The organism is Nocardia puris (genome assembly GCF_036051655.1).
In the GTDB taxonomy this organism is placed as follows: domain Bacteria; phylum Actinomycetota; class Actinomycetes; order Mycobacteriales; family Mycobacteriaceae; genus Nocardia; species Nocardia puris.
Map to the genome: position 1 here is coordinate 7,295,010 of NZ_CP107943.1, position 26,308 is coordinate 7,321,317.

At 72.0% G+C, this 26,308-nt stretch carries 25 protein-coding genes and 1 pseudogene; 14 read left to right on the plus strand and 12 right to left on the minus strand.

The genetic code is table 11. The annotated features are described in order from the left end of the window. Window positions 1-96: 96 nt before the first annotated feature. Window positions 97-1,308, plus strand: coding sequence for a sensor histidine kinase (locus OHB21_RS33865; protein WP_067504441.1), 1,212 nt, complete (start codon window positions 97-99; stop codon window positions 1,306-1,308). Beyond that, window positions 1,305-1,949 (plus strand): response regulator, encoded by a 645-nt coding sequence (locus tag OHB21_RS33870; RefSeq protein ID WP_195125588.1) that lies wholly within the window; start codon window positions 1,305-1,307, stop codon window positions 1,947-1,949. Before OHB21_RS33865 ends, OHB21_RS33870 begins: the two co-directional genes overlap by 4 nt. A 1-nt stretch (window position 1,950) precedes the next feature. Here OHB21_RS33870 and OHB21_RS33875 read toward each other — a convergent pair whose 3' ends face one another. Further along, a complete protein-coding gene (locus OHB21_RS33875) occupies window positions 1,951-2,316 on the minus strand; it encodes a DUF952 domain-containing protein (RefSeq protein ID WP_407675066.1) in 366 nt (121 codons plus the stop codon). Between the two features lie 389 nt (window positions 2,317-2,705). On the opposite strand from OHB21_RS33875, the gene OHB21_RS33880 reads away from it, so the two are divergent. Then, window positions 2,706-3,263: a TetR/AcrR family transcriptional regulator gene (locus OHB21_RS33880; RefSeq protein WP_195125642.1), complete on the plus strand. Its 558-nt coding sequence runs from the start codon at window positions 2,706-2,708 to the stop codon at window positions 3,261-3,263. An 8-nt stretch (window positions 3,264-3,271) separates the two neighbouring features. Here the strand turns inward: OHB21_RS33880 and OHB21_RS33885 are convergent, their stop codons facing one another. Beyond that, on the minus strand, window positions 3,272-3,769 hold the full coding sequence (locus OHB21_RS33885; RefSeq protein WP_067504448.1) for an SRPBCC family protein: 498 nt from the start codon (window positions 3,767-3,769) through the stop codon (window positions 3,272-3,274). 30 nt (window positions 3,770-3,799) lie between these two features. Next, window positions 3,800-4,843 carry an LLM class flavin-dependent oxidoreductase gene (locus OHB21_RS33890; protein ID WP_324192081.1) on the minus strand — a complete coding sequence of 348 codons (1,044 nt, stop codon included), beginning with the start codon at window positions 4,841-4,843 and terminating at the stop codon, window positions 3,800-3,802. A gap of 549 nt (window positions 4,844-5,392) precedes the next feature. Between OHB21_RS33890 and OHB21_RS33895 the strand changes: the two genes are divergently transcribed. After that, window positions 5,393-5,587, plus strand: coding sequence for a DUF7455 domain-containing protein (locus OHB21_RS33895; protein ID WP_033087939.1), 195 nt, complete (start codon window positions 5,393-5,395; stop codon window positions 5,585-5,587). A gap of 93 nt (window positions 5,588-5,680) precedes the next feature. Here the strand turns inward: OHB21_RS33895 and OHB21_RS33900 are convergent, their stop codons facing one another. Beyond that, window positions 5,681-6,445, minus strand: a complete 765-nt coding sequence (locus OHB21_RS33900) for a TetR/AcrR family transcriptional regulator (RefSeq protein WP_195125587.1) — start codon at window positions 6,443-6,445, stop codon at window positions 5,681-5,683. Between the two features lie 120 nt (window positions 6,446-6,565). Between OHB21_RS33900 and OHB21_RS33905 the strand changes: the two genes are divergently transcribed. From OHB21_RS33905 to OHB21_RS33915, 3 genes are all read left to right on the plus strand, one after another. Beyond that, window positions 6,566-8,317, plus strand: coding sequence for a DEAD/DEAH box helicase (locus OHB21_RS33905; RefSeq protein WP_195125640.1), 1,752 nt, complete (start codon window positions 6,566-6,568; stop codon window positions 8,315-8,317). Then, window positions 8,317-8,865 (plus strand): SWIM zinc finger family protein, encoded by a 549-nt coding sequence (locus tag OHB21_RS33910; protein ID WP_067504453.1) that lies wholly within the window; start codon window positions 8,317-8,319, stop codon window positions 8,863-8,865. Before OHB21_RS33905 ends, OHB21_RS33910 begins: the two co-directional genes overlap by 1 nt. 106 nt (window positions 8,866-8,971) lie before the next feature. Beyond that, the gene (locus OHB21_RS33915; RefSeq protein ID WP_198161676.1) at window positions 8,972-9,286 is read left to right on the plus strand and encodes a TSUP family transporter; all 315 of its coding nucleotides are present in this window, start codon (window positions 8,972-8,974) and stop codon (window positions 9,284-9,286) included. Window positions 9,287-9,290: 4 nt separating this feature from the next. Here OHB21_RS33915 and OHB21_RS33920 read toward each other — a convergent pair. Next, window positions 9,291-9,859: pseudogene (locus OHB21_RS33920) on the minus strand (class I SAM-dependent methyltransferase). Between the two features lie 54 nt (window positions 9,860-9,913). Between OHB21_RS33920 and OHB21_RS33925 the strand changes: the two are divergent. Further along, entirely contained in the window at window positions 9,914-10,678 is a 765-nt protein-coding gene (locus OHB21_RS33925; RefSeq protein ID WP_232331652.1) for an AraC family transcriptional regulator, read from the plus strand. Between the two features lie 138 nt (window positions 10,679-10,816). Here OHB21_RS33925 and OHB21_RS33930 read toward each other — a convergent pair whose 3' ends face one another. Beyond that, complete coding sequence (locus tag OHB21_RS33930; RefSeq protein ID WP_195125586.1) at window positions 10,817-11,557, minus strand: 3-oxoacyl-ACP reductase family protein; 741 nt, start codon at window positions 11,555-11,557, stop codon at window positions 10,817-10,819. 104 nt (window positions 11,558-11,661) lie between these two features. Here OHB21_RS33930 and OHB21_RS33935 point away from each other — a divergent pair, with 104 nt between their 5' ends. Continuing rightward, on the plus strand, window positions 11,662-12,255 hold the full coding sequence (locus tag OHB21_RS33935) for a TetR/AcrR family transcriptional regulator (protein WP_067504470.1): 594 nt from the start codon (window positions 11,662-11,664) through the stop codon (window positions 12,253-12,255). 3 nt (window positions 12,256-12,258) lie between these two features. Here OHB21_RS33935 and OHB21_RS33940 read toward each other — a convergent pair whose 3' ends face one another. Beyond that, window positions 12,259-13,944, minus strand: coding sequence for a DEAD/DEAH box helicase (locus OHB21_RS33940; RefSeq protein WP_113974962.1), 1,686 nt, complete (start codon window positions 13,942-13,944; stop codon window positions 12,259-12,261). A gap of 244 nt (window positions 13,945-14,188) precedes the next feature. Here OHB21_RS33940 and OHB21_RS33945 point away from each other — a divergent pair, with 244 nt between their 5' ends. Then, complete coding sequence (locus OHB21_RS33945; protein WP_084537365.1) at window positions 14,189-15,343, plus strand: YihY/virulence factor BrkB family protein; 1,155 nt, start codon at window positions 14,189-14,191, stop codon at window positions 15,341-15,343. 102 nt (window positions 15,344-15,445) lie between these two features. On the opposite strand, the gene OHB21_RS33950 is transcribed toward OHB21_RS33945, so the two are convergent. Further along, window positions 15,446-15,682, minus strand: a complete 237-nt coding sequence (locus tag OHB21_RS33950; protein WP_067504595.1) for a DUF3039 domain-containing protein — start codon at window positions 15,680-15,682, stop codon at window positions 15,446-15,448. A gap of 98 nt (window positions 15,683-15,780) precedes the next feature. Here OHB21_RS33950 and OHB21_RS33955 point away from each other — a divergent pair, with 98 nt between their 5' ends. Beyond that, the gene (locus OHB21_RS33955; protein ID WP_084537367.1) at window positions 15,781-16,194 is read left to right on the plus strand and encodes a DUF3099 domain-containing protein; all 414 of its coding nucleotides are present in this window, start codon (window positions 15,781-15,783) and stop codon (window positions 16,192-16,194) included. Between the two features lie 3 nt (window positions 16,195-16,197). Here the strand turns inward: OHB21_RS33955 and OHB21_RS33960 are convergent, their stop codons facing one another. Further along, complete coding sequence (locus tag OHB21_RS33960; RefSeq protein ID WP_195125585.1) at window positions 16,198-17,469, minus strand: MFS transporter; 1,272 nt, start codon at window positions 17,467-17,469, stop codon at window positions 16,198-16,200. Window positions 17,470-17,637: 168 nt separating this feature from the next. Between OHB21_RS33960 and OHB21_RS33965 the strand changes: the two genes are divergently transcribed. From OHB21_RS33965 to OHB21_RS33975, 3 genes are all read left to right on the plus strand, one after another. Continuing rightward, window positions 17,638-18,378 (plus strand): VOC family protein, encoded by a 741-nt coding sequence (locus tag OHB21_RS33965; RefSeq protein WP_067504604.1) that lies wholly within the window; start codon window positions 17,638-17,640, stop codon window positions 18,376-18,378. Window positions 18,379-18,748: 370 nt separating this feature from the next. Continuing rightward, window positions 18,749-20,278: a DUF7782 domain-containing protein gene (locus tag OHB21_RS33970; RefSeq protein ID WP_084537368.1), complete on the plus strand. Its 1,530-nt coding sequence runs from the start codon at window positions 18,749-18,751 to the stop codon at window positions 20,276-20,278. Between the two features lie 185 nt (window positions 20,279-20,463). Then, a complete protein-coding gene (locus tag OHB21_RS33975) occupies window positions 20,464-21,432 on the plus strand; it encodes a sigma-70 family RNA polymerase sigma factor (protein WP_067504479.1) in 969 nt (322 codons plus the stop codon). A gap of 145 nt (window positions 21,433-21,577) precedes the next feature. Here the strand turns inward: OHB21_RS33975 and OHB21_RS33980 are convergent, their stop codons facing one another. The 3 genes from OHB21_RS33980 to OHB21_RS33990 form a co-directional block, all read right to left on the minus strand. Beyond that, complete coding sequence (locus OHB21_RS33980; protein ID WP_067504482.1) at window positions 21,578-21,886, minus strand: DUF4333 domain-containing protein; 309 nt, start codon at window positions 21,884-21,886, stop codon at window positions 21,578-21,580. Between the two features lie 308 nt (window positions 21,887-22,194). Beyond that, window positions 22,195-24,882: a bifunctional acetate--CoA ligase family protein/GNAT family N-acetyltransferase gene (locus tag OHB21_RS33985; RefSeq protein ID WP_195125584.1), complete on the minus strand. Its 2,688-nt coding sequence runs from the start codon at window positions 24,880-24,882 to the stop codon at window positions 22,195-22,197. Further along, window positions 24,875-26,140 (minus strand): acetoin utilization protein AcuC, encoded by a 1,266-nt coding sequence (locus tag OHB21_RS33990; protein ID WP_067504487.1) that lies wholly within the window; start codon window positions 26,138-26,140, stop codon window positions 24,875-24,877. The genes OHB21_RS33985 and OHB21_RS33990 overlap by 8 nt, the downstream gene beginning before the upstream one ends. Window positions 26,141-26,308: the final 168 nt, after the last annotated feature.

A 26,308-nucleotide genomic window follows, 5' to 3' on the forward strand; every position in this document is an offset into this window, starting at 1 on the left:
CGCGAGGGCCGTGCCGGGGGCGTCGGCCGTCGGATCGATCGCGCGTCATCACTTCGGCCGACCCGGGTGTCGCGGCGCGTGTGCTGTGATGGTGCGGTGAGGCAGTGGCAGGCGTTGTCGGCGACCGCGCAGGACGCGTTGATCAGCGCGTTCATCTTCGCGCTCGGCGCGGGCCTGTACCTGTCCGGGCTGTACCCGATGGGCAACGCGAGCGCCCAGCCGCCGCTGGCCGTGCGGTTCGGCGTCCTCATGCTGCTGTGCGCGCTGAGCCTGTTCCGCAGGCGGAGGCCGCTGGTGTCGCTGCTCGGCGGACTCGTCCCGCTCGGGGTGGACTTCGCGCTCGGCCCGACCGTGCCGGTGTGGATCATCTACTCCGACTTCATCTACGCGGCTGTGCTGTACGGCAGCGCGGTGGTGTCGCGACGGGTGACGATCGCGGCGGGCACGCTCTCGGTGATCGTCACGATCGGAGTCCTCGCCGGCACCGGGGACTGGCGCGTGTTCGTGCTCTCGGCGGCCGCGGCCGCGGCCTTCGTGGGCACGCCGATCTGGTGGGCGCTGTCGGTGCGCACACACAAAGAGGTCGCCGCCGCCGAACGATCCCGCGCGCAGGCCCTGGGCCTGGTGGCCGAACTGGACCGGCGCGCCGCCATCGCCGACGAGCGCAAGACCATGGCGCGCGACCTGCACGACGTGATCGCCGGGCACCTGTCGGCCATCGCGCTGCAATCCGAGGCCGCGCTCGGCGTGCTGAACGCGCGCCCCGCCGACCCCGCAATGGCGGGCATCCTCGGCTCCATCCGCGCCAACAGCGTGAGCGCGCTGCAGGAGATGCGGACCATGATCGGCCTGCTGCGCCGCGACGACGGCGCCGAGGACGACGCCGTCGCGCCCCGCACGCTCGCGCAGCTGCCGATCCTGGTGGACGCGGCGCGGTCGGCGGGGATCGCGGTGCGCGTGGCCGACGCGCTGCCGGACGAACCGCTGCCCAGCGCCGTAGACCAGGCCGCCTACCGGATCATCCAGGAGGCGCTGACCAACGCGATGAAGCACGCGCCGGGGCAGCGTGTGGAGATCGGCGTGCGCGCCGGCGGCGACACCCTCGCGGTGACGGTCCGCAATCCCACGACCACCGCGGCCCGGCCGTCGGCCGACCCCGACTCCGCGCACCGGGGGCTGATCAACATGCGCGAGCGCGCCGCCGCCCTGGGCGGCCGTTTCACCGCGGGCCCCGTCGACGGCGACTGGTCCGTGCACGCCGAACTGCCGCTGGCGGCGGCGCCGACTCGCAACGCGGAGGTGTCATGATCCGGGTACTCATCGCCGACGACCACGGCGCCATCCGGGCGGGTCTGCGGATGATCCTCGACACCGCCGAGGGCATCGAGGTGGTGGGCGAGGCCGCCGACGGCGATATCGCGGTGGCGCAGGCCAAGGCGCTGCGGCCCGACGTGGTGCTCATGGACGTCCGTATGCCGGGCGTGGACGGGATCGAGGCCACCGAGCGGATCACCACCGACAGCCTGGCGCGGGTGCTCATCCTCACCACGTTCGACCTCGACGAGTACGTGTTCCGCACGCTGCGGGCGGGCGCGTCCGGCTTCGTCCTCAAATCGACGTCCGGTCAGGCGCTGGTGGAGGCGGTGCGCGCGGTCGCCTCGGGCGACGGCGTGCTCGCCCCGGAGGTGACCCGCGCGGTGATCTCCGCCTTCGCCGCCACCCCACCCGAGGCCGCCACCACCGAACCGGACGGCCTGGCCGACCTCACCGAGCGCGAACGCGAAGTCCTGGACTGCCTCGGCGAGGGCCTGTCCAACGCCCAGATCGCCGCCCGCCTGTTCATCGGCGAGACCACCGTGAAGACCCACGTCTCCCGCGTCCTCACGAAACTCGGTGTGCGATCCCGGGTCCAGGCCGCCATCGTCGCCCGCCAATCCCGGGCGCACTGACTCAGTCCGGCAGCGGAGCGAAGGTGCCGTCGGGGCCGGGAAGGTAGTCGCTGACCGCCGTGACGGCGGCGACCGGGAGCGGGCCGTAGAGGTGGGGGAAACGCATGGAGGCCGGGTCGGTGGGGACGCCGGGTTCCCAGCGGACGGGGTCGGTGAGGGCGCCGGGGTCGATGTGCAGGAGCAGCAGATCGCGGCGGCCCGCGAAGAGGCGGTTGGCGGGCAGGTGGACCTGGGCGGGGGCGGACAGGTGGATGAAGCCTTCCGTGGTCAGGGAATCCGGGCGGTGTTCGCCGAGCCGCTGGGCGGTCCGCCACTGCTCCGGGTCACAGAGGTGGACCAGTCGACGGCTGTCGGGGGTCACGGGCACATCCCACTCCTGTCTCGCCGGTGCGCGTCGATCGAGCACGCCCCGACGATCCTATGGGGCGCAGCTTCGGCACGCGGGTGACGTTCGGAGTGGGGCTCGCGTCCACGCCGGGGTGGCGTCGGCGAGTTGTGCACGCGCTGAATGGCGACCTTCCTGGCACGCCTGATCGAACAGCGCAACCGCCGGCTTCACCGCGTCCTGGGATCGCGCGAGCGTCCGCGACCACGGAGCACGGAGCACGGAGCACGGAGCACGGAGCACGGAGCACGGAGCACGGAGCACGGAGCACGGAGCACGGATTATGCTGTCTCCTATAATTCTCGCGCGGCAAGGCGACGCGGTGCCGGGTGGAGGTCGGCGTGACGGAACGGAAGTCGACGCGGGAGCGCATGGTGACCGCCGCGGTCGAGGTCCTGCGCGAACGCGGCGCGGGCGGCGTGACCATCGACGCCGTCCTCGCCCGCAGCGGCGCTCCGCGCGGCTCGGTGTATCACCACTTCCCCGGCGGGCGAGCGCAACTGCTGACCGAGGCCCTCCGCTTCGCCGGCGACGCCATCGGCACGATCATCGACTCGGCCTCCGCGCGCGGATATCGCGGCGCGCTGGCCGATTTCACCGACCTGTGGCGCACCATCCTGCGCGACAGCGACTTCACGGCGGGCTGCCCGGTGGTGGCGGTAGCGGTCGGCCCCGCCGACGACGACCCGGAGTTGTTCGCCCACGCGGAGGCCCTCTTCGCGCGGTGGCACGCGGCGCTGACCGGCGCGTTCGACGCCGAGGGGCTGGCACCCGCGGTGTCGGCGCGGCTGGCCACGATGTCGCTGGCCGCGATCGAGGGCGCGACGGTGCTGTGCCGGGCCCAGCGCAGCACCGCACCGCTCGACCAGGTCGCCGAGCAGCTCGAGCTGCTGGTCGAGTCCCAGCTCTTCCTCACCAAGACACGCTGACCGGGCGATCAGCCCGCCGAACCGCAGGCCGCCTCGATCGCCGCCAGGGTGGCCCGCATGTTCTGCTCCCACTCCGCCAGCCGGTTGGCGACGATGCGCGCCTCCTTGTCCGGCATGCTCGCGATCGCGACGCTCAGCCCCGACGAGCCGGGCCCCATCCGCGCCCACTGCCGCACGATCACACCGTCGCGGGCCGGGTCGATCTCGAAGCCCCAGGTGGCGCCGACCCCGTCGGGACCGTGCACGTCGTAGACCCAGCGGCGTTCCGGTTCGACCTCCACGACCTCGCACTCGGTCTGCCACGCGCCCAGCGCCTCGTGCCGGTTGCTGCCCCGGAACCGCGCCCCCGGCGCCACCCGATCGGCCGGGGCGATCCACTCCACCGACTCCACCTCCGTGGAGTGCCGGGCGGGAAAGGTGATGTCGGTGACCAGCTTCCATGCCTGCTCGGGGGTGCAGGCGACGCGCCGGGTCACTTCGATCGTCGGACAGTCGCGGTAGCGCACGGGTTTCCTTTCTTACGGAACGATCGCTCGTCAGCGGGCGAGTTCGAGCAGGGTGGTGACGGTCGCGAGCTGGGCGTCGAAACCGCCCTCCGATTTGGCCAGCACGGTGGTGATCCCCGCTTCGCGGTAGCGGTCGAGCCGCTGCGCGACGTGCGCGCGGGTGCCGACCAGGTTGGTCAGCGCGCCCAGCTCGAGCGGCACCGCCGCGCGAGCCTCCTCGCGCCGCCCGGACTGCCACAACTCGGCGACCCGCGCGATCTGTGCGCCGAAGCCGAGGCGGGCGAAGGCCGCGTTGTAGAAGTTCTCACCGGCCGAGGAGCCCATGGCGCCGATGGTGAACGCGTAGCCGTCGGCGTGGCGGCGGCGGGCGGCCGCGGCGGCGGCCTCGTCGTCGTGGATCTCCACCGCGACCGGGGCCACGAGATCCAGATCCGCCAGCGTCCGGCCGCGCGACTCGGCCCCCGCGCGCAGCGGCGCGAAGAACACCTCGGCGGATTCCGGGATGAACGCGTTGCCCAGCCAGCCGTCGGCCACGGCGCCGGTGAGTTCCAGGTTGGCCGGCCCCATCGCCGCGACGTAGACCGGGACGTGGCCCGGCGCCGTGAGCGGGCTCAGCGCGCGGCCGCGACTGTCGGGCAGCGGCAGTTCGTACACCTGCCCCTCGTAGCGCAACGGCCCACCCCGCGCGACGGCGCGCACGATCTCGATGGTCTCCCTGGTGGTCTGGACCGGGCGCCGGAACCGCACCCCGTGCCACCCCTCCATCACCCGGGGACCCGACACCCCGATCCCGAGGCGGAACCGCTCCCCCGAGAGCACCTGCAAGCTCAGCGCCGAGGTGGCCAGCAGCGCCGGGCTCCGCGAGCCGAGCTGAACGACGAAGGTGCCCAACCCGATTCGCTCGGTGCGCGCGGCCAGGAAGGCGAGCGCGGTCAGCGCGTCGTACCCCCAGACCTCCGGCACCCAGACCGACGACACCCCCAGCCGCTCGAGTTCCCCGACGAACTCCAGGGCGCCGGGCAACCGCGGCTCCACCACCACACCGATCTCCATGCCGTACGCCCGTCTCCTCACCGCTGCGGATTATGCATGATGACATAGAGTATAGTGGCGCAGGTCACCGCGCCTGACAAGCCCCTGGGACGAACCGCCGCGCGGCCGGACCGAGCACTCGCGGGCCACCGTGCGGCACGTCGACTCCACTTCTCGCGATCGCCACGCATCCCGCCGGGCTCGCCACGAAACCACGACTACGGCAGCGGGACGCGGCGTGCGGTGGTTTGCCGGAAATTGCGCGCCCTGTGCCAGGTCACAACTCCAAACCGGCGGTTGAGTGTCGTACGTCACGGGTAATCTCCTTCCAGACCAACTGGATAGGCGTGTTCGTGGGGTGATCGACGGTGTGCGGTCCGCGCGAGCTGGGATGTTCGCCTTCAGCGAAACACCAGGTCGTGTTAGAGAAAACACACAGAATCACTTGCGGGAACAATGCCCCCGTCCCGAACGTCTGACAGAGTAGTCATACCACTGCTGGGAAGTAGCGGTAGCGAGCTCGTGGTGAGTGACCACGGGCCCCACACCAGGTGAACGGACTGTAGTGCCGGGAGCCAGGACGGAGGAGTCATGCCAGGAACCCTGACAAGCACCCCACTGACCGCGGTCGATCGTTGCGACCGCTGCGGGGCGGCCGCACGGGTGCGCGCCACCCTGCCCGCAGGTGGAGAGTTGCTCTTCTGCCAGCATCACGCGAACGAGCACATGGATCGGTTGCGCGAGCTCGAGGCCGTCATCGACACGGAATCGGCGCCCGCCCTCTGACCCGCCGTTCACGTCCCGACACAACAGCATCGAACAACTGAACATCCCCGGCAGCGGGCGACGGACACGTCGCCCGCTGCCGCTGTGTTGTAGTCAGTCCTTCGCGGCGTCGCCGTCGAGTCCGGCCAGGATGCCGTCCAGCATCCGGCCCAGCCCGAACTCGAACGCGCCGTCCGGATCGGCGGGCGCGCGATAGTGCTCCCCCACCGCCGCGCCGACCCGGCCGGCCAGCGGGAAACGGTCGGCGGGCATGATCTCGGTCAGCTCCGGCCCGTAGCGCTCCCACCACCGCTCGTCGCTGAGCTCGGCCGTCTCGCGCGCGGCCGCCACCGCCATCCTCGCGTTCCCGGTGGCGAATTCGGTCAGCACCGCCACCACCCGGTCCATCGCCAGATCCGTCAGGCCGATCCCCTCGAGCGCGGCCAGCTGATTCTCGTAGCGGCGCATCCGGCCGGGCCCCAACACCATGCGCCACGGGGAGACGTCGAGCAACCACGGGTGGGCGAGCAGTTCGGCACGCACCTGGCGCGCGATCCCCGCCATCCGTTCCCGCGCCGGCAGCTCCGCCGGAATCGGCGCGTCCTCGTCGGCGACGGCGTCGACCATGAGCGCCGTCAGCGCCCGCTTGCTCGGCACGTAGGTGTAGAGGCTCATGGGACGCAGGCCCAGTTCGGCCGCGACCGCGCGGATGGACACCTTCTCGTAGCCGTCACGATCGGCCAGTCGCACCGCCGCGGCCACCACCGCGTCCACGCTCACGGTCTGCTTCGGCCCGCGCCCGCCCGCGCGCGGGGGCAGCACCTCGCGCCACAGCAGGGTGAGCAATTGCCTGGCCTCGGCGGCGTCATCGTGCGGCACGCAACACTCCTCGAAAGACGGCCTGGGAATAAAACATCGTATGGTGTACGTTGTCCCAGCATTCCGTACACCATACGACAATCATGGGGGTTTGCCCTGCGCACCACACAGGCCACCTACCTGCCCGACCGCCACCTCTTCGCCCTGTGGACCTGGTCCGGCCGCGCACCGGGCCCGGCACCGGACGGATTCGGCGATCGCGAGACCCTCGCGCTGGCCGTCCCCACCCCGGATCGGAGCGGAATCGAAGTCGTCGACGTCGCGTGCGCGGTGGTCACTCCCGACGAACTGGCCGCTGCCGAAGCCGGCTCCCCGCCGGCCGATTCCCTGCTCCGCTGGCAGGAAGTCTTGCGTGGCGACACTCCGGACGGATTGCCACCCGCCGCGCACGCCGTTCCCGACGCCGTGGGCACGTCGATCGTGTCGAGCGAGCGGGCGCTGCGGGTGCTGCGCGAAACCACCCGTCTGGCAGGCGATCTCGCGCCGGTGGTGCGTGCGGATCTGCGTCCGTACCAGGTGCGCGGCGTGGGCTGGCTGCACGAGACGATCGACGCGTACGGCGGCGCGGTCCTGGCCGACGAGATGGGCCTCGGAAAAACCGTGCAGGCCATCGGGTTCCTGACCGGCCGCGCCGAGGACGGGCCGCAGCTGGTGGTGTGCCCGACCTCGCTCGTCGGCAACTGGGTGCACGAGATCGCGCGATTCGCGCCGGGGCCGCGCGCCCTCGCGTGGCGGGGCGGGGAGTTGAAGGCGGGCGCCGGGGACATCGTCGTCACCGGCTACCCCACCCTCCGGATCCACGGCGCGGCGCTGACCGAAACACACTGGGCAACAGCTGTTTTCGACGAGGCGCAGGCGCTGAAGAATCCGCGCACGCAGGTCTCCCGCGCGGCGCGGTCGCTGCCCGCCGCCGCGAAGATCGCGCTGACGGGCACGCCGGTCGAGAACCACCTCGAGGAGCTGTGGGCGCTGCTCAACCTCGTCGCCCCGCGCCTGTTCGCGCACCGCGCCCAGTTCCGCCGCCGGTTCGTGCGGCCCATCGGCGAGGGCTCGACCACGGCGGCGGCCCGCCTGCGCGACGCGCTCGAGCCGATCATGCTGGCGCGCAAGAAGAGTCAGGTCGCCTCCGCCCTGCCCGCCAAGATCCACACCGATCTGCTCTGCGACCTCACCGCCGAGCAGGAACGGCTCTACGACCGGCTGCTCGACCGCGCCGTGGACGACGGGTTCGGCTCCGGGTTCGCGCGGCGCGGCAAGGTGCTCGCCGCGCTCACCGCGCTCAAACAGGTCTGCAACCACCCCGGCCTGATCACCGGCGAGCTCACCGAACTCGCCGGACGCTCCGGCAAACTCGACCAGTGCGCCGACATCGTCGCCACCAATCTCGAAACGCGTTCTCCCACACTGGTGTTCACGCAGTACCGGCAGACCGGTGAGCTGCTGGTGCGGCATTTCGCCGAGCAGTTCGGCATCGACGCGCCGTTCTTCCACGGCGGCCTCGACGGCGCCGCGCGCGACGCGATAGTGCGCGAGTTCCAGTCCGAGGGCGGGCCGCCGGTGCTGGTCCTGAGCCTGCGCGCGGCGGGCACCGGGCTCACCCTCACCCGCGCCGCCGACGTGATCCACTTCGACCGCTGGTGGAATCCCGCCGTGGAGGCGCAGGCCTCCGACCGGGCGCACCGCATCGGCCAGACCCGCACCGTCACCATCACCACGCTCACCAGCGCCACCACCGTGGAGGAACACATCGCCGGCATGCACGACCGCAAATCCGCGCTGACCGACCTGTCCGACGAGTCGGGCATCGCGGCACTGGCGAACCTCGACGACGACCAGCTCGTCGAGATCCTGCGACGCAAGCGGGAGAACTGATGGCGGACAACGAATTCGGCTACACCGCGTGGGGCCGGGACTGGGTGCGCCTGGCCGAACCGCTGCGCCAGACCCGGCCCGATCCGATGCTGCCCCGCGCCCGCAGCATCGCCCGCAACCAGGGCGTGTCGGCCACCGTCGAGGGCCGGGTGGTGCGCGCGCACATCCATCGCGGCGGACAGGCGTCGGTGACCCACGTGGAGGTCGCACCGCTGTCGCGGCAGACGGTGGACGCCATCGCCGCCGTGATCCCGGACGCGACGATCGTCACCGACGAGGCGCACCGCGCGCTGGCCGGCGCCGGCGTGCACCCGGCCCCGGTCCTGGCCGCGACCGACTGCTCCTGTCCGGCGCGCAACCCCCGCTGCGTCCACCTGCTGGCGGTGCTCTACGACGTGGCCCGCCGCGTGGACGAGCACCCGCGCCTGGCGCTGGAGCTCCAGGGCTATTTCGAAGCGGCCCACCCGGATTCGGACACCGCCCCGGAATCACCCCGCTGGACCCCGCTCCACACCCTCGACCCGGAGCACTTCTTCGACGCCGGGTGAGGATCCGAGCGGCGCGGGTCCTGCCATAGTGTGCGGATGGATGTCCTCACGACGGTGGGCGTGGCCGCGCTCGCGGTGTGCGTGGTCGGGGGCGTCTACGGCATCGGTGGCGACTCTGCTCAGCCCGATCCTGGCCGGTCGTGGCGTGGCGCTGGCGGTGCTCGCCCCCGCCGCGCTCACCGCCACCTTCGTCACCTCGATCGTCGGTGCGCTCACCTACGCCGTGCTCGCGATCACCACCGCGGGCCCCGATATCGCCCCGGAGTGGCTCCTCGGATTCGCCTGCGGGCTGGGCGGATTGTGCGGCGGCCACCTGGGCGCGCACCTGCAACCGCGCGTGCCCGACACCGCCCTGCGCACCGCGCTCGGTGCGCTGGCCGTGCTGACCGCGGTGTTCTACGCGGTCCAGGTGCTGGGCTGAGCGGTCAGTCCGGCCGGCGGGCGCGGAAGCGGAAACTGCTTGCGCCCGTTGCGATCTCGATATCGGTGAATCCCGCGCGGGCGAGGCGGCCGGTCGCGGTGTCCGGGGGACGGGCACGCAGGTGTCGCCGAGGTGGATGAGGCGGAAGCCGAAGCCGTCGAGGCCATCGCTGCCCGCGAACACCCCGCCGGGGCGCAGCACCCGCAGCGCCTCGGCGAACAGGGCGTCCTGACGCTCGGGGGACGGCACGTGGTGCAGCATCGTGAAGGACACCACGGAGTCGAATCCCCCGTCGGGCAGCGGCATTTCGGCGCCGTCGTCCTCGACCACCCGCACCTCGCCGGGGTGTGTGGTCCGCCGCCGGGCCGCCAGCTCGGGATCGATCTCGACGCCGGTGAGCGCGCCGGTGCGCTCGCGCAGCGCGCGGATGTTCGCGCCATAACCGGGGCCGATCTCGAGGGTGGACGCGCCGAGGTCCAGCCCGTCCAGCGCCCACGGCACCAGCCGCGTCGTGCTGACCCGCTCCTACATCGCCGACCGGCAGCACCACCGGTGCAGGAAGTTCATCGCCATCCCTCGACGGTAGGAATCCCCACGCCCGTCCGCGAGCGGCTACCGTGACGAACCGTGTCGCAGAACGGACATCCCGCGCTGGTGAGCGCACCACCGGGACCGACGGCCATGGTGTTCGGCGCGGCGCGCCTGCCCGCCGGACACTGGTTCGACACGCACGCCCACCCGCAGCACCAAACCGCCTGGGCCGCACGGGGAGTACTCGCCGTCGAGACGGCCCGCGGGCACTGGGTGCTGCCGCCGACCCGCGCGCTGTGTATCCCGGGCGGGCACCCGCACCGCACCGGCACCGCCGACGGCGCGACCCTGAGCGGCATCTTCGTCGAACCCGAGCGCTGCCCGGTCACGCTCACCGCGCCGACCATGCTGCGGGTGGGCCGGCTGCTCGGCGAATTGTTCGGCCACCTCACCGGCACGGTCGACCCCGCCGCGCGCGCCCGCGCCGAGGCGGTGGTCTTCGATCTGCTCGAGCCGGTGGACGTGATCCCGATCGGCGCGCACCGGCCCACCGATCCCCGCGCGCTGGCGGTGGCCGACGCGCTCACCGCCGACCCGTCCGATCAGCGCACCCTCGCCGAGTTCGGCGGCGAGGTGGCGGCCGGCTCCCGCACCCTGGCCCGCCTGTTCGCCGCCGAGACCGGGCTCGGGTTCGCCCAGTGGCGCACCCAGACCCGGCTGGCGGCCTCGCTGCCGCTGCTCGCGGCGGGCCTGCCGGTGGCGCGGATCGCGGGGCGGGTCGGCTACGCCACGCCCAGCGCGTACGTCGCGGCGTTCCGGCGGGCCGTGGGTGTGCCGCCCGGCCGGTACTTCGGCGGATGAGCCACCGCGTCGCAGGCGGGTCGTGCGCGAGAACACCGCGCGGCGTGCATGGTGCGCTGAGCGGACGCCGGCGACCAGCGGCGAGGTCCCTGCCCTGCTCGGCGCCGGGCGGCGAGCCCGCGATGGCCGCCGTGCGGCTCAGGCGTTGGTGCCGCCGTCCACGGTGAGGATGGCGCCGGTGATATTGCGCCCCGACGGGCCGGCGAGGAACGCGACGGTGCCCGCGATGTCCTCGGCCGCGCCGAACCGGCCGAGCGCGGAGAGCGCGACCTGATCGGCGGCGTCCTCGGCGTCGGCGGGGTTCATATCGGTGTCCGTCGAGCCCGGCTGCACCAGGTTGACGGTGATGTCGCGCGGACCCAGTTCGCGCGCAAGGGCTTTGGTGAAACCGTTGAGCGCCGACTTGCTGAGGTTGTAGAGGGTGAGCCCGGCGAAGGGCGCGCGTTCGGTGAGATTGCTGCCGATGCTGATGATGCGCCCGCCGCCGTTCATCCGCCCCACCGCCGCCTGCGCGCCGACGAACGCGGCGCGGGCGTGCACGTGCAGCGCCCGGTCGACCTCCTCGACGGAGAACTCCTCGAAGGGCTTGGCCGCGAAGATGCCCGCGTTGTTCACCAGGATGTCGAAGCGTCCCAGTTCGTCGGCGGCGTAGTGCACGGCGGCGGCGACCTCGGCCGCGTCCCCGCTGTCGGCGCGGATGGCCAAGGCGTGCCCGCCCCCGGCTTCGATGCCGCTCACGACCTCCTCGGCGAGCGCACCGCCGTTGCGGTAGGTCAGCGCGACGGTGGCGCCGTCGGCGGCGAGGCGGCGGGCGATGGCCGCGCCGATCCCCCTGCTACCGCCCGTCACCAGTGCCACCTTGCCCGCGAGATCCGTCATCGGAGAACTCCAATTCTGTGTCGATTGATACATAAATAGCCAAGCGCACGGCACCGTATCTGTCAACGGGTATATTTAATGATCGGTACAGAAAGGGGTGCGCGATGGCAGAACGGGGACGGCCGCGGGCGTTCGACCGGTCCGTGGCGCTGCGCCGGGCCATGGAGGTGTTCTGGGAGCACGGGTACGAAGGCACGTCGATGAGCGATCTCACGGCCGCGATGGGCATCAACTCCCCCAGCCTGTACGCGGCGTTCGGTTCCAAGGAGGAGCTGTTCCGCGCGGCGGTCGACGTCTACGGCGACGCCGAGGGCGGGTACACCGACCGCGCCCTGCGCGAGGAACCCACTGCCCGCGCGGCCGTCGAGGCGATGCTGCGCGACAACGCCGTCGCGTACACCGAGGCGGGAAAACCGCGCGGCTGCATGGTGGTTCTCGCCGGCGCCACCTACACCACCCGCAGCACCGGCGTGCGCGACTTCCTCGTCGAGAAGCGCCGCGAGACCACCGCGGAGATCCGCGCGCGCCTCGATCGCGGTGTGGCCGAAGGGGATCTGGCCGCGCACGTCGACACCGCAGCGCTGGCCACGTTCTACACGACCGTGCTGTACGGGCTGTCGATCCAGGCGCGCGACGGCGCGGGGCTCGACGAACTCACCGGATCCATCGACGTCGCGATGGCGGCCTGGCCGTCCTGAGGCTCACCGACGGCGCAGCGCCGCGATCCGCTCGTGGAGCTGCTCGGCGGTGGCCAGCGCGGTCGGCGGGCCTCCGCATTCCCGGCGCAGTTCACCGTGGATCACGCCGTGCGGTTTCCCGGTGCGATGGTGGTGCATGGCGACCAGGCTGTTCAGCTCGCGGCGCAGTTCACCGAGGCGGTCGGCGGTGGCCACCCGCTCGGCGGCGGTCGCGACCTGCGGGCCGGCCTCCTGCACCTTCACCTCGCCCCGGTCGGCGACCTGGCGGGCCTGGCGGTCGCGCAGCAGCGCGCGCATCTGCTCGGCGTCGAGCAGGCCGGGGATGCCGAGGTAGTCGGCCTCCTCGTCGCTGCCCGCCACAGTCGCGGTACCGAACGAGGAACCGTCGTAGATCACCTGGTCGAGTTCGGCGTCCGCGGCCAGCGCCACGAACTTCTTCTCCTCCTCGCCCGGCTCGTCCTTCTGGCGGTTCGCGTCGATGAGCAGCTCGTCGTCGAGGGTGTTCTTCTCCCGGTGCGGTTTGCCGATCACGTGGTCGCGCTGCAACTCCAGCTGCGCGGCCAGATCCAGCAACACCGGCACCGAGGGCAGGAACACGCTCGCCGTCTCCCCCGGCCTGCGGGCGCGCACGAAACGGCCGATGGCCTGGGCGAAGTACAGCGGCGTCGACGCGCTCGTCGCGTACACGCCCACCGCGAGGCGCGGCACGTCGACACCTTCGGACACCATGCGCACCGCCACCATCCACGGCTGGGTGCTCGCGCTGAACTCGCCGATGCGCTGCGAGGAGCTGGGATCGTCGGAGAGCACCAGCGCCGGCTTCTCCCCCGAAATGTGTTCCAGCAGTTCGGCGTACTCGCGGGCGCGTTCCTGATCGGTCGCGATCACCAGGCCACCCGCGTCGGGCATGCCGGAGGTGCGCTTCTGGCGCAGGCGAATGTCGGCGGCGCGCAACACCTTCGAGATCCAGTCGCCCGCCGGGTCCAGGGCCGTGCGCCAGGCGCGGGCCGTCTGCTCGGCGTTCAGCGGCTCGCCGAGGCGGGCCGTGTGCTCCTCGCCCGCGCTGTCGCGCCAGTGCGCGTCACCGGAGTAGGCCAGGAAGACGACGGGGCGCACGACGCCGTCGGCCAGCGCGTCGGCGTAGCCGTAGGTGTGGTCGGCGCGCGAGCGCGGGAAGCCCGACTCGTCGGGTTCGTAGGTGACGAACGGGATCTGGCTGTCGTCGGAGCGGAACGGGGTACCGGTGAGCGCCAGGCGCCGCGTCGCGCTGCCGAACGCGTCCTCGGTGGCCTCACCCCAGCTCTTCGCGTCGCCCGCGTGGTGGATCTCGTCGAGGATCACCAGCGTCCTGCGGTTCTCCGTGCGCACCCGGTGCCGCGAGGGATGCGAGGCGACCTGCGCGTAGGTGACCACCACGCCGTGGTAGTCGCCGGAGGTGCCACCGGTCGCGTTGGAGAACCGGGAATCGAGCTGGATGCCCACGCGGGCCGCCGCGCCCGCCCACTGGTGCTTGAGGTGCTCGGTCGGCGCGACCACGGTGACCTGGTCGACGGTGCGGTCGGCCAGCAGTTCCGCGGCGACGCGCAGCGCGAAGGTGGTCTTACCGGCACCGGGCGTGGCCACCGCGAGGAAGTCGCGCGGCTTCGTGGCCAGGTACTTCGTCAATGCGCGGCGCTGCCAGGCGCGCAGCGAACCCCCGCCGGCGGGCGTGTGCGAATTGCCCGGAGTCGCCCCATCTCCCGCCGCAGCGCCATCCGAACCCGTCACGAAGAAGACAGTAGCGGCCCGTGACGGCGTGTCGCCAAACCGACGCGGCGGGCTTGATCCGCGTCACAGCGATCGGGGGTTCGCGCACGATGTTCACCCGTCGCCCGCCGACACGTCGCGGGGACGCCGCTGTGCGCGGCGGCCCGGTGCGCGATGCTGTAGGCACATGTCCGATGTCAGCGCGCTACCCGAGGGCGCCGCGTGGGACGGCGAGGAGCCGGTCCACAGCGGCGGCGGTGGCGTGCCGCCACGCGGTCCGGCCGCCGCGGCGCGCCGGGTGCGCCACGGGCTGCGCCAGGCCCGCAGGCTCGTGGTGCGGGTGGCGGTGAAGGCCTGGCACGACTCGATCTTCGCCAAATCGGCGGCGGCCGCGTTCTGGCAGACGCTCTCGCTGGCGCCGCTGCTGCTCGGCGTGCTCGGCAGCCTCGGGTACGTGGGCGGCTGGTTCGGGCCCGACACCGTCGAGATCGTGAATTCCAAGATCATCACGTTCAGCCGGGAATTGTTCAGTCCCGCCGTGGTGAACGATCTGATCGAGCCCACCGTCGCCGATGTGCTGGGCCGCGGGCGCGGTGCGGTGGTGTCGGTGGGCTTCGTGCTCTCGCTGTGGGCGGGTTCCTCGGCGATGGCCACGTTCGTGGACGCCATCGTGGAGGCGCACGACCAGAAGGATGCCAGGCACCCGGTGTGGCAGCGCATCTTCGCGCTGCTGCTCTACGTGCAGTTCCTGGTGGCGGCGGTGCTGATCCTGCCGCTGGTGGCGCTGGGGCCCACCCTGATCGGGCGAGTACTGCCGGATTCGTGGCGCGAGCCGGGGCTGCGGCTGGTGGACAGCTTCTACTATCCGGGCGTCGGCCTGCTGCTCATCGTCGGGTTGACCACCCTCTACAAGCTCGCGCTGCACCGCACGCTGCCCTGGCACCGGCTCTTCGGCGGGGCGCTGGTGGCCGGCGTGTTCTTCATGGCGGCCAGTGAGGGGCTGCGGCGCTACCTGTCCTGGATCACCGAGACCGGCGTCAGCTACGGCGCGCTGGCCACCCCGATCGCGTTCCTGCTGTTCACGTTCTCGCTCGGCTTCGCGGTGATCCTCGGCGCCGAGTTCAACGCCGCAGTCCAGGAGTTCTGGCCCGCCCGCGCCACCCGCATCGAGCAGATGAAGGAGTGGTGGACCAACCAGGTGCGCGGGGACGACGAGGAGGCGACGGTGTCGCTGGTGAAGGAGCCGGTGGCGAAGGACGATCCGCCGGCCGAGTCCGTCGAGAAGCGTGCCGAGGACGACGGAACGCTGGCCCAGGTGCCCGACGCCCTCCGCGGAACCTAGAGCACTGCGCACAACTTAGAGCACTGCGCACAACCTGGAGCACCGCACACCGAGCACGACAACGCGCCGCACCGCGCGAGGTGCGGCGCGACGACGTTCGAGTCAGTCGCCCTTGCGGAGGGTCTCGTAGACCTTCTTGCAGTCCGGGCAGACCGGGGAGCCGGGCTTCGGGGACCGGGTGACGGGGAAGACCTCGCCGCACAGGGCGACGACCATGGTGCCCATGACGGCACTCTCCGCGATCCGGTCCTTCTTCACGTAGTGGAAGAACTTCGGGGTGTCGTCGCCCGTCGTCTCGTCGGTCGTCGTATCCGGGCGAACCAGGGTGTCGGTACTCACGGATTCCATGATGCCGCATGCGGCGGCCGGCCCGCTCGCGGGCGAGGAGAACCGACCTCGGGGTGTGCAGGGCGGGCGCGGAGTGGAAGACTCGAGGTATGCAGCAGGACGGCGATACCCCGAACGCCGGCGACAGCGACCACGGGCCGGATGTCACGGTGCCCACCTCCACCAAGCGATCGCGGGGGTACTTCCCCGGCGCCGACCGAGAACATCCGGTGCTCATCACCGAGGCCGCCCCGTCGCTGGAGGATCAGCACCGGGCGCGGGTGCGCCGCTACACGATCATCATGGCGTTCCGCATACCCGCACTGGTGCTGGCCGGTGCCGCCTACGGGATCTGGGCCAATCCGTGGATCTCGCTGCTCATCATCGGCGCCTCGGTGCCGCTGCCGTGGATCGCGGTGCTCATCGCCAACGACCGGCCGCCGCGCAGCAAGGACGAGCCGAGCCGCTGGGACCGCCCGCGCCGCGCGATCGAGTCCACGCCGCACAACGCGATCGACGGCTGAGGCTCACCCGGCGCGCCGCCGCACCAGGATCGACATCAGGGCGGCCAGTCCGCACAGCGCGCCCGCCACGTACCAGGCGAGGTCGTAGCTGCCCTGCGCGTCGCGGATGACGCCCGCGCCGGTCGCCGCCAACGCCGACCCGATCTGATGCGAGGCGAACACCCACCCGAACGCCACCGGCCCGTCGTCGCCGAACAGTTCCCGGCACAGCGCCACCGTCGGCGGCACGGTCGCGATCCAGTCCAGGCCGTAGAAGACGACGAACACCCACATGCTGGGCTCGGTGTGCGGCGCGAACAGCGAGGGCAGGATCATCAGCGACAGCCCGCGCAGGCTGTAGTAGGCCAGCAGCAGGTAGCGGGGGTCGACGCGATCGGTGAGCCAGCCCGAGGCGATGGTGCCCGCCACGTCGAACACCCCGACCAGCGCGAGCAGGCCCGCCGCCGTGGTCGGGGGCATTCCGTGGTCGTGCGCCGCGCTCACGAAATGCGTGCCGACCAGCCCGTTGGTCGAGGCCCCGCACACCGCGAAACCGCCTGCCAGCAGCCAGAATCCGCGGGTGCGCGCGATGCGGCCCAGCACGGTCAGCGCCCGCGACGCACCGGCCGCGGGCACGCGCACTTGCGCGTCCGCGCCGGGCTGCGCGCCGTACGCCGCGACGCCCACATCGCTCGGGTACTCGCGGATGAACAGCAGCACCAGCGGCACCACCGCCAGCGCGGTACCCGCCACCACCAGCGCGGGCAACCGCCAGCCGTGGTCCTGGGCCAGCGCGGCGATCAACGGCAGGAAGATCAGCTGGCCCGTCGCGCCCGCCGCGGTGAGCACGCCGGTGACCAGGCCGCGATGGCGGACGAACCAGCGTCCGGTGATGGTCGCCACGAACGGCATCGACATCGACCCCACGCCGACGCCGACGAGCAGTCCCCAAGTCGCCACCAGCTGCCACGCCTGCGTCATGAAGACGGTGAGGCCGCTGCCCGCGGCCACCAGCACCAGCGCGCACGCCACCACCCGGCGGATGCCGAACCGGTCCATCAGCGCCGCCGCGAACGGCGAGATCAGCCCGTAGAGCAGCAGATTCAGCGAGACGGCCAGTCCGATGGTGCCGTGCGACCAGCCGAACTCCTCGTGCAGCGGGCCGAGCAGCACGCTCGGCACCGAGCGAAACGCGGCCGCGCCCAGCAGGGCGACGAAGCCGACGCCGGCCACGATCCAGGCGGGGTGCGGGCGGCCGGAACCGGTGGCCGCCGGTGAGGTACGCAGTTCGGTCACCCGCCGAGCTTGCCGGAGGTTACCCCCGCGAACTAGTGGCAGAAACGTCACAGAACCTCGAGATCACGCCACGTCGCCTCGACACGTCTCGCACCGGGCCCTACTGTGTGTGCCGCACCGCGTGGCGCCCACCACACCGGCCCGCGCCGAACCACACAGGAGAACACCGTGATTCGCTGGGCATGGGCCTTCCTGGACCGTCCCGCACAACGTTTCGACGACTGCGCCGCGTTCTGGTCGACGATCACGGGCACCGCCCTCTCGCCCCGTCGCGGCCCGAACGACGAATTCCTCACGCTGCTCCCCGATCCCGCGCTGTTCGCCGCGGCCGGCGTGAAGATGCAGTCGGTCGCCGGACTGGGCGGCGTACACCTGGACTTCGACGTCGACGACATCGCCACCGCCGTGCGCGCGGCCCTGGACCTGGACGCCGACCTGGTCGCCAACCACCCCGACTACGCGGTGCTGCGCTCGCCGGGCGGGCAGATCTTCTGCTTCACGCCGTCGGGGCGCGCCCAAGGCGCCCCCGCGCCCGCCTTCCGCGCGCCCGACGGCACCCTCACCCGCCTCGACCAGGTCTGTCTGGATATCGGAGACTCCGCGCACGCCACCGAGACCCAGTTCTGGAGCGAACTCACCGGCTGGGAGTACACGACGGGCCGCCTGCCCGAATTCGCCCGCCTGCGGTCGGCCGACCAGCTGCCGATCCAGCTCCTGTTGCAGCGCCTCGGCGAGGACCGTCCCACCACCGCCCACATCGACCTGTCCTCCTCGGACATCGACGCCACCGCCGCCTGGCACGAATCCCTCGGCGCCACCGTCGTGCGCCGCCACGAGCACTGGATCGTCCTCACCGACCCGGCCGACCTGGAGTACTGCGTGACGAGCCGCGACCCGGAAGGGGTGTAGGGGGCGTCCCGACGGTATCGAGTCCGCTCCCCTCCGGAAACCGGAGCGGAGCCAACCGGATCCGACTCGCAGGAGCGACCGCATCCCAGCGCCCGCCACGCCCACCGCTGCGACCGCACCCGGGACGCGGCCCGACCGGGCGGTGCAATCCACCAACCAACCGTTGTCTCGGCATGCGTGGCGTCTCCCCCACCACCGGATGCCCCGGGAGCGGCCACGGATTCGACTCTGGTCAGCGGACCACTGCCAGCATCCAGTCGTCACTGCGGTGATCGCCCCGTGCGAAGGGCACTCCTCTCGGCAGGCGATCGGGGCGCGACACCGGGCGCGCGGATATGGGGCCGGTCGCCGGCGGTGGCAGAGTACGGGGGTGCCTGCGAATCAGACGACCACCGGCTCCCTGCTCACCGCGCTGTGCCCGGATCTGCGGGCGACGCTGACCCGGATCGGGTACGACGCCGACACCCTGCTCACCGCGCTGGGCGAGGACGTGCACGCGGCGCTGGGCCGGTCCGAGCCGGTGCCGGTGCGCCGGGCCGCCCGTGCGCTCGGTGAGCTGGGCACGCTGATCCGCCTGCTGCTGCTCGGCGACGCGCTGCCGGAGCGGGAGGTGAGCGCGGCGCTCGCGCCCGTCGATGTGGAGCGCGCGCTCGCGGCCGGCCTGCTCACCCGCGACGGCGACGAGATCCGCGCCGCGCTGGACCTGCGCCCCCTCGACGCGGGCGCGGGCAACCGCTGGATCCTGTCCGATCTGGACGACTCCATGCGCAGGCGCACGCTGACCGAGGATCACGTGCTCGGCGTCGGCCACGCCTCGCTGTCGCTGCTGCGCGCCACCCCGACCCGTCCGGTCGGCACCGTGCTCGATCTCGGCACGGGCTGCGGCGTGCAGGCGGTGCACGCGGCGCCCTACGCCCGCTCGGTCACGGCGACCGATGTGAACCCGCGCGCGCTGTGGCTGGCCGAGGCCACCGCCGCGCTCAACGACCTCGACATCGAACTGCTGGAAGGCTCGTGGTTCGAGCCGGTCGCGGGCAGGCGTTTCGATCAGGTGGTCGCCAATCCGCCGTTCGTCGTGGGTCCGGCGCGCATCGAGCACACCTATCGCGACTCCGGACTGGCGCTCGACGGCGCAAGCGAACTGGTCATCTCCCGGGCGCCCGATCTACTCGCCCCCGGCGGCACCGCCGCCATGCTCTCGGCCTGGGTCCACGTCGACGGCGAGGACTGGCGCCACCGGGTCTCCTCCTGGCTGCCCGCGCACGGGGTGGACGCCTGGGTGGTGCAGCGCGACGTCGCCGATCCCGCCCTGTACGTGGGCACCTGGCTGCGCGACGCGGGGCTGGACCCGCGCGATCCCGCCGCGCAGGAGCGGGCCGAACGTTGGTTGGACGCGTTCGCCGCCGCCGGCGTCGAGGGCATCGGATTCGGCTTCGTCTACCTGCGCGCGATCGACGGCCCCACCGAACTGCTCGCCGAGGACCTCACCCACGGGTTCGACGACCCGCTCGGCGCGGAAGCGAGCGCCTACTTCGAGCGGTCGGCCTGGTTGCGCGCCGCGGCGGCCGACGAAGGGCTCGCCTGGTCCACCCGATTCGCCGTGGATCCCGCCACCGCCCTCGAGCGGGTGTTCCTGCCCGGCCCCGAGGGCTGGGACGAACGCGTCGCGCGCCTGCACCGCGGCGACGGACCGCGCTGGCAGCACGAGGTGGACGGGACGACGATCTCCCTGGTCGCGGGAATGCGCTCCGACGGGCTCCCGTTATACGAGCTGGTCGAACTGCTGGCACTCGCCCACGGATACGAGGACGTCACCCCGGAACTCGCGGCCGACGCGCTCGCGGTCGTGGCGGGCCTGGTGCGGCACGGTCTGATCCGTCCGGTTCCGTCCGCCGGGTGAGGCGGAGCGCGCCGGTCGGGTCCGAGACGACCCCCGCGAGTTCCCCGGCGCGCTGTTCTCAGGAACTTCTCAGACGCAGGTGCCGAAAGCCGCAGTTCAGCGCGGTTTATCGGCGCCTGTGCGGGGAACTTTCTCCGTGTCGGGTCCGTTGTTCGGAGTGAGACACCACCGACAGGAGGCAAGTCATGACAAGCCCCGCCACCACTCGTGTGCGCACCAGCGATTCGGACCTCGACGCCCAGAGCCCCGCCGCCGACCTGGTACGCGTGTACCTGAACGGGATCGGCCGCACCGCGCTGCTCACGGCCGCCGACGAGGTCGAGCTGGCCAAGCGCATCGAGGCGGGCCTCTACGCCCAGCACCTGCTGGAGACGGGCAAGCGGCTCTCCGCGAGCCGCAAGAAGGATCTCGCGATCATCGTGCGCGAGGGCCAGGCCGCCCGTGCCCACCTGCTGGAAGCCAACTTGCGCCTCGTGGTGTCACTGGCCAAACGCTACACCGGCCGCGGCATGCCGCTGCTGGACCTCATCCAGGAGGGCAACCTGGGCCTCATCCGCGCGATGGAGAAGTTCGACTACGCCAAGGGCTTCAAGTTCTCCACCTACGCCACCTGGTGGATCCGCCAGGCCATCACCCGCGGTATGGCCGACCAGAGCCGCACCATCCGCCTGCCCGTCCACCTGGTGGAGCAGGTCAACAAGCTGGCCAGGATCAAGCGGGAACTGCATCAGCAGCTGGGCCGCGAGGCGACCGACCAGGAACTGGCCAACGAGTCCGGCATCCCGGTGGAGAAGATCTCCGATCTGCTCGACCACAGCCGCGACCCGGTGAGCCTGGACATGCCGGTCGGCAACGACGAAGAGGCCCCGCTCGGCGATTTCATCGAGGATTCCGAGGCCACCTCCGCCGAGTCCGCGGTGATCGCGGGCCTGCTGCACCACGACGTGCGCAGCGTGCTCGCCACCCTCGACGAGCGCGAGCAGCAGGTGATCCGCCTGCGGTTCGGCCTCGACGACGGCCAGCCCCGCACCCTCGACCAGATCGGCAAGCTGTTCGGGCTGTCCCGCGAGCGGGTGCGCCAGATCGAGCGCGAGGTCATGTCCAAGCTGCGCAAGGGTGAGCGGGCCGACCGCCTGCGGGCCTACGCCAGCTGATCCACCCGCCGGGCGCCGCTTTCCCGCGGCTCGGGCCCCCAGCTCGGTGACCGTTCCGGTCACCGTCAGCGCCGACCGGTGTCCGCGCGTCCCGCCCCCCTCCGGGTTCGCGCGAGCCGGTCGGCGAACTCTTGTCGGCGTCGCGTCACGGCGCGGACTCGACTTCGATGTCGTATTTGACCGTGTCGTTCTCGATCGAGGTGACCGTCACGGTCAGGTCGAAGGTCTTGCCCTCCGCGGTGAAGGCGCACCGCATCGTCGTGCCCGCGGTGCCCTCCAGATCGCCGGGGCAGTCCACCTCCGGCTCCTGCCCCAGTTCCTCCCCGAGCGACTGCCGCACCGACCGCTCCAGCTCATCCTCCCGCACCACCGGCGACCCGGCCCCGAACGGCAACGCACAGGCGGCGGCCGAGCACACCAGCGCGGCCAACCCCGCGACCCCCGCACCTTTCATCCCGAGCCTCTCTGATCGAATCTCGATCGTCCCAGATCAAGCCGGGTTCCATCCCCGAATCGGCTCGGGCTTCCGTTCACCCCGGCCGCCGCCAGGTCCGCCACGAGTACCATCCCGAATCGGCTCGAGGCATCCGCTCACCCCGGCCGCCGCCAGGTCCGCGGTGAGTTCCATCCCCGAATCCTCCGGGCCCGTCAGCCCACCCCGACCGCCGTCACGAGTTCCCCGCTCATCCGCCCGGGGCGTTCGTCCACCCCGGCCACCGACAGGCTCGCCGTGAGTTCCGTTCCCGATAGCCTCTGGGGGCGTCAGGCCAGGCGGCGGGGGCCGGTGTCGAAGCGGCTGGGTTCGGGGCCGACGCGGCCGCGGGCGTGGAGGATGGCGGCGGAGGTGGGCGAAGCCAGGACGGGGTCGCAGGAGAGTTCCCGCATTTCCGGGAGGTCGTCGAAGAGGGCCGAAATGCGTTGGGCGAGTTCGGCGAGGGCGGCCTTGTCCACGCGTGGGCTGGCCGGTGTGCCCGACAGCAGGGGCGCGGCGCGCGGTGCGTCGATCAGCGCGGCCGCCTCGTCGGCCGAGAGCGGCAGCGCGCGGTAGGCGCGGTCGCCGAGCAATTCGATGATCATGCCCGACAGGCCGAACTCGATCACCGAACCGAACGACGGATCGTCCTGCACCCGCACGATGCAGCCCACGCCCTTGGGCGCCATCTTCTGGATGTGCAGCACCGGGTCCCCGCAGACCTCCACCAGGTCGGCGTAGGCCTGCCGCACCGCCTCGGGCCGCCACAGGTCCAGGCGCACACCCGACAGGTCGGGGCGGCGCCGCCACATCTCCCCCGTCGCCTTCGCCGCCACCGGATAGCCGAGTTCCTCTGCCGCCGCGACTGCCTCCTCGGCGTCGCGCACCTCCCGGAAGTCGACCACCCGGATCCCGTAGCACGCCAGCAGTTCCGCCACCTCGAGGTCGGTGAGCCACCGCCCACCGGACTCCGCCATCCACCGCGACACCAGTTCCCGCGCGCGCTCGGCGTCGATCCCCTCGGGTCGCACCACCGCCGAACCCGGGCGGGTGCGCCATTCGGCGTACCGGCGCACCCGCGCGAGGGCGCGGGCCGCCCGCTCCGGATCGGGGTAGGACGGGATGGACCCGCGCACCGCCATCCCGCCCGGCCCGCGCACCGTGAGCAGATTCGGCAGGCCCTGCTCGGCCACGAATGTCGCGAGGATGGGCTTCTCCGCCTCGGGCACCGCGCTCGCCGCCTCCCGGATGGCGTCGGCGAACGCGCCCATCGGCACGGGCACCGGCGGCGCGAAAACCACGATGACCGAATCGGTTTCGGGTGAGCGCAACGCCTCCACCACCGCGTCCAGGTACGCACCGGGTGTGGCCTGCGGCCCCAGGTCCACCGGCTCGCCCACCGTGAGTCCCTCACCGCGCGCGGCGTCGGCCGCCAGCCAGCTCAGCGCCGTGCTGTTGCTGATCACCGTGAGACGGGGCCCGCCCGGCAGCGGCTGATACCCCAGCAGTGCCGCGCAGTCGAACAGCTCCGAGATCGAGTCCACCTGCACGATGCCGGCCTGCGCGAACAGGTCTCGCACGATCGAGCGGTCCATATCGCCGGACGCCCCGCCGCGCGCCACCTGACGCCCGCTGCTCACCGCGACGATCGGCTTGCCGCGCGCCACCCGCCGCGCGATGCGGGAGAACTTGCGCGGATTACCGAAACTCTCCAGATACAGCAGGATCACGTCGGTGTCGGGCGCGGTGTCCCAGTACTGGAGCAGGTCGTTGCCGGACACGTCGGCGCGGTTGCCCGCCGACACGAACGTCGACAGCCCCAGGTTGCGTGCCGCGGCCTCGGCGAGGATCGCCGCGCCCAAAGGGCCGGACTGACAGAAGAATCCGATGCGCCCGCGCGCGGGCAGCACCGGGGCCAAGGTCGCGTTGAGCGAGACCGCCGGATCCGTATTGGCGATGCCGAGGGCGCTCGGCCCCACCACCCGCATCCCGTGCATCCGCGCGGCCGCGACCAGGGCGCGCTCGGCCGACATCCCCTCGGTGCCCGTCTCCCCGAAGCCCGCGGTGAGCACCACCAGTCCCTTGACGCCCTTGGCCATACAGTCGTCGAGCACCGAGTCGATCGCCTCGGCGGGCACCGCGACCACGGCCACGTCCACCTCGTCGGGGATCTCGCGGACCGTCGCGTACGCGCGCACGCCGCGCACCGCCTGACGCGTCGGGTTCACCGGGAACACCGGTCCCTGGAACACCCCGGAGAGCAGGTTCGCCAGCACCGCGCCGCCGACCCGCCCGACCGCGGGTGTCGCCCCGATCACTGCCACCGACCGCGGTGCGAGCAGGTTGCCGACGCTGCGCGCCTCGGAGGCGCGCTCGCGCGAATCCCGCACGGACACCAGCGCTTCGGTGGGGTCGATGGCGAACTCCAGGTGCAGCACCGACCCGTCGCGGCTGCGCTCCACCTGGTAGCCGGCCTCGCGGAACACGGTGACCATCACAGTGTTCTCCGCGAGTACGTCCGCCACGAAGGTCTCGATCTTGTTCTCCGCCGCCGCACCGGCCAGATGCTCGAGCAGGATGGAGCCCAGCCCGCGGCCCTGGTGTTCGTCGGCCACCACGAACGCGACCTCGGCGGCGCGCGGACCGGTGCGATCGAGCAGTTCGTAGCGGCCGACCGCGATGATCGACTCCCCCAGCTCCACCACCAGCCCGACGCGGTCGTGGTAGTCGAGGTGGGTCGTGCGGTACAGGTCCTTGGGCGAAATCCGCGGGTACGGACCGAAATACCGCAGATACCGGGTGCGCTCGGACAGCGCCCGGTGGAATTCCTGGATGCGCTCGGCGTCCTCGGGCGTGACCGGGCGCAGGCGCACCACGCCCCCGTCGGAGGCGAGCACGTCGGCGAACCAGTGCTCCGGCGGCGGGGGCGGCACGGCCGGGGTCGACGGCGAGTCCGGGACGAGGGGCTGGTCAGTCACGAGGGTCCTCCGGATCGAGACCGAGCGCGCCGAAAGCCGCCCGGCGGGTGGCCGATACGGCCGTGTCGATGGACCGCTGGAGGCGGTCGAATCTGGCGTCCCCGGTTTCGACGGCGCCCCCGGGACCGTCCCAGGGGCGGAACTCGATGTTCCCTCCGTCGCCCATGGTGCGCGGCGGGGTGATCGACGGCGCGGCCGCCCCGATCATCTCCAGCCAGTCCGCGGGAATCGCGGTGCCGGTGGGGATCTCGCGGTCCAGCGCGGCCGCGAGCAGGTGGGTCCACGCCCGCGGCACCACGCGCACCAGTCCGTAGCCGCCGCCACCCACGGCCAGCCAGCGGCCCTCGGCGTACTTGTCGGCCAGGTCGCGCATCGCCAGGAACGCCGCGCGCTGCCCGTCCACGGTGAGCGCGAGATCGGCCAGCGGGTCCTCCCGGTGGGTGTCCACCCCGCACTGGCTCACCACGATCTGCGGGCGGAACGCCGCCACCGCGCTCGGCACCACCGCGTGGAATCCGCGCAACCACTGCGCGTCGGGGGTGCCCGGCAGCACGGGCAGGTTGATCGCCGTGCCCTCCGCCGCGCCGAGACCGGTCTCCTCCGGCCAGCCGGTGTTGGGCCACAGCGTCGCCGGGTGCTGGTGGATGGACACGGTGAGCACCCGCGGGTCGGTGTAGAACACCCGCTGCACCCCGTCGCCGTGGTGCACGTCCACGTCGATATAGGCGATCCGGTCGAAGCCGTGGTCGAGCAGCCACGAGATGGCGACCGCCACGTCGTTGTACACACAGAAGCCGGCCGCCGAGTCGGGCATGGCGTGATGCATACCACCCCCGATGCTCACGGCCCGGCGGGTGCGGCCCTCGGCGATCTCGCGCGCGGCGGCCAGGGTGCCGCCGACGATCACCGACGCCGCCTCGTGCATCCGCGGGAACACCGGGTTGTCGGCGGACCCGAGGCCGTACGGTGGCGCCACCGGTTCGCCAGGGGGCTGGACAGCGTGCCGCACGGCCTCGATGTAGTCGGCGGTGTGGACGCGCAGCAGGTCGGGCAGGCCCGCCTCCGCCGGCTCCAAGCGCTCGACACCGTCGAACAATCCGAGACTTTCCGCCAACGCCATGGTGAACTTCAGGCGCGCCGGTTTCATCGGGTGCTCCGGAGTCCAGGAGTAGTCGACATAGCGATCGCTCCAGACGACGGTGCTCCCGCTCCGGCGCGCCCCGGGTTCCCGGGAGGACGCCGAGGGTGCAGTGGCCATGCTCGCAACGGTACGCGGGAAGCTACCGGCCCCGTCGGACGTTCGCATGCAGTAGAAAGAGAACAAGTGCGAACGCGGCGACAGCCCGTGCGCCGACAGGGGTTCCGGCGTCGGGACGCGTACCGGTCCGGCACACGGCCCAACGAGCTTGCGTGGGTAGAATTCGTG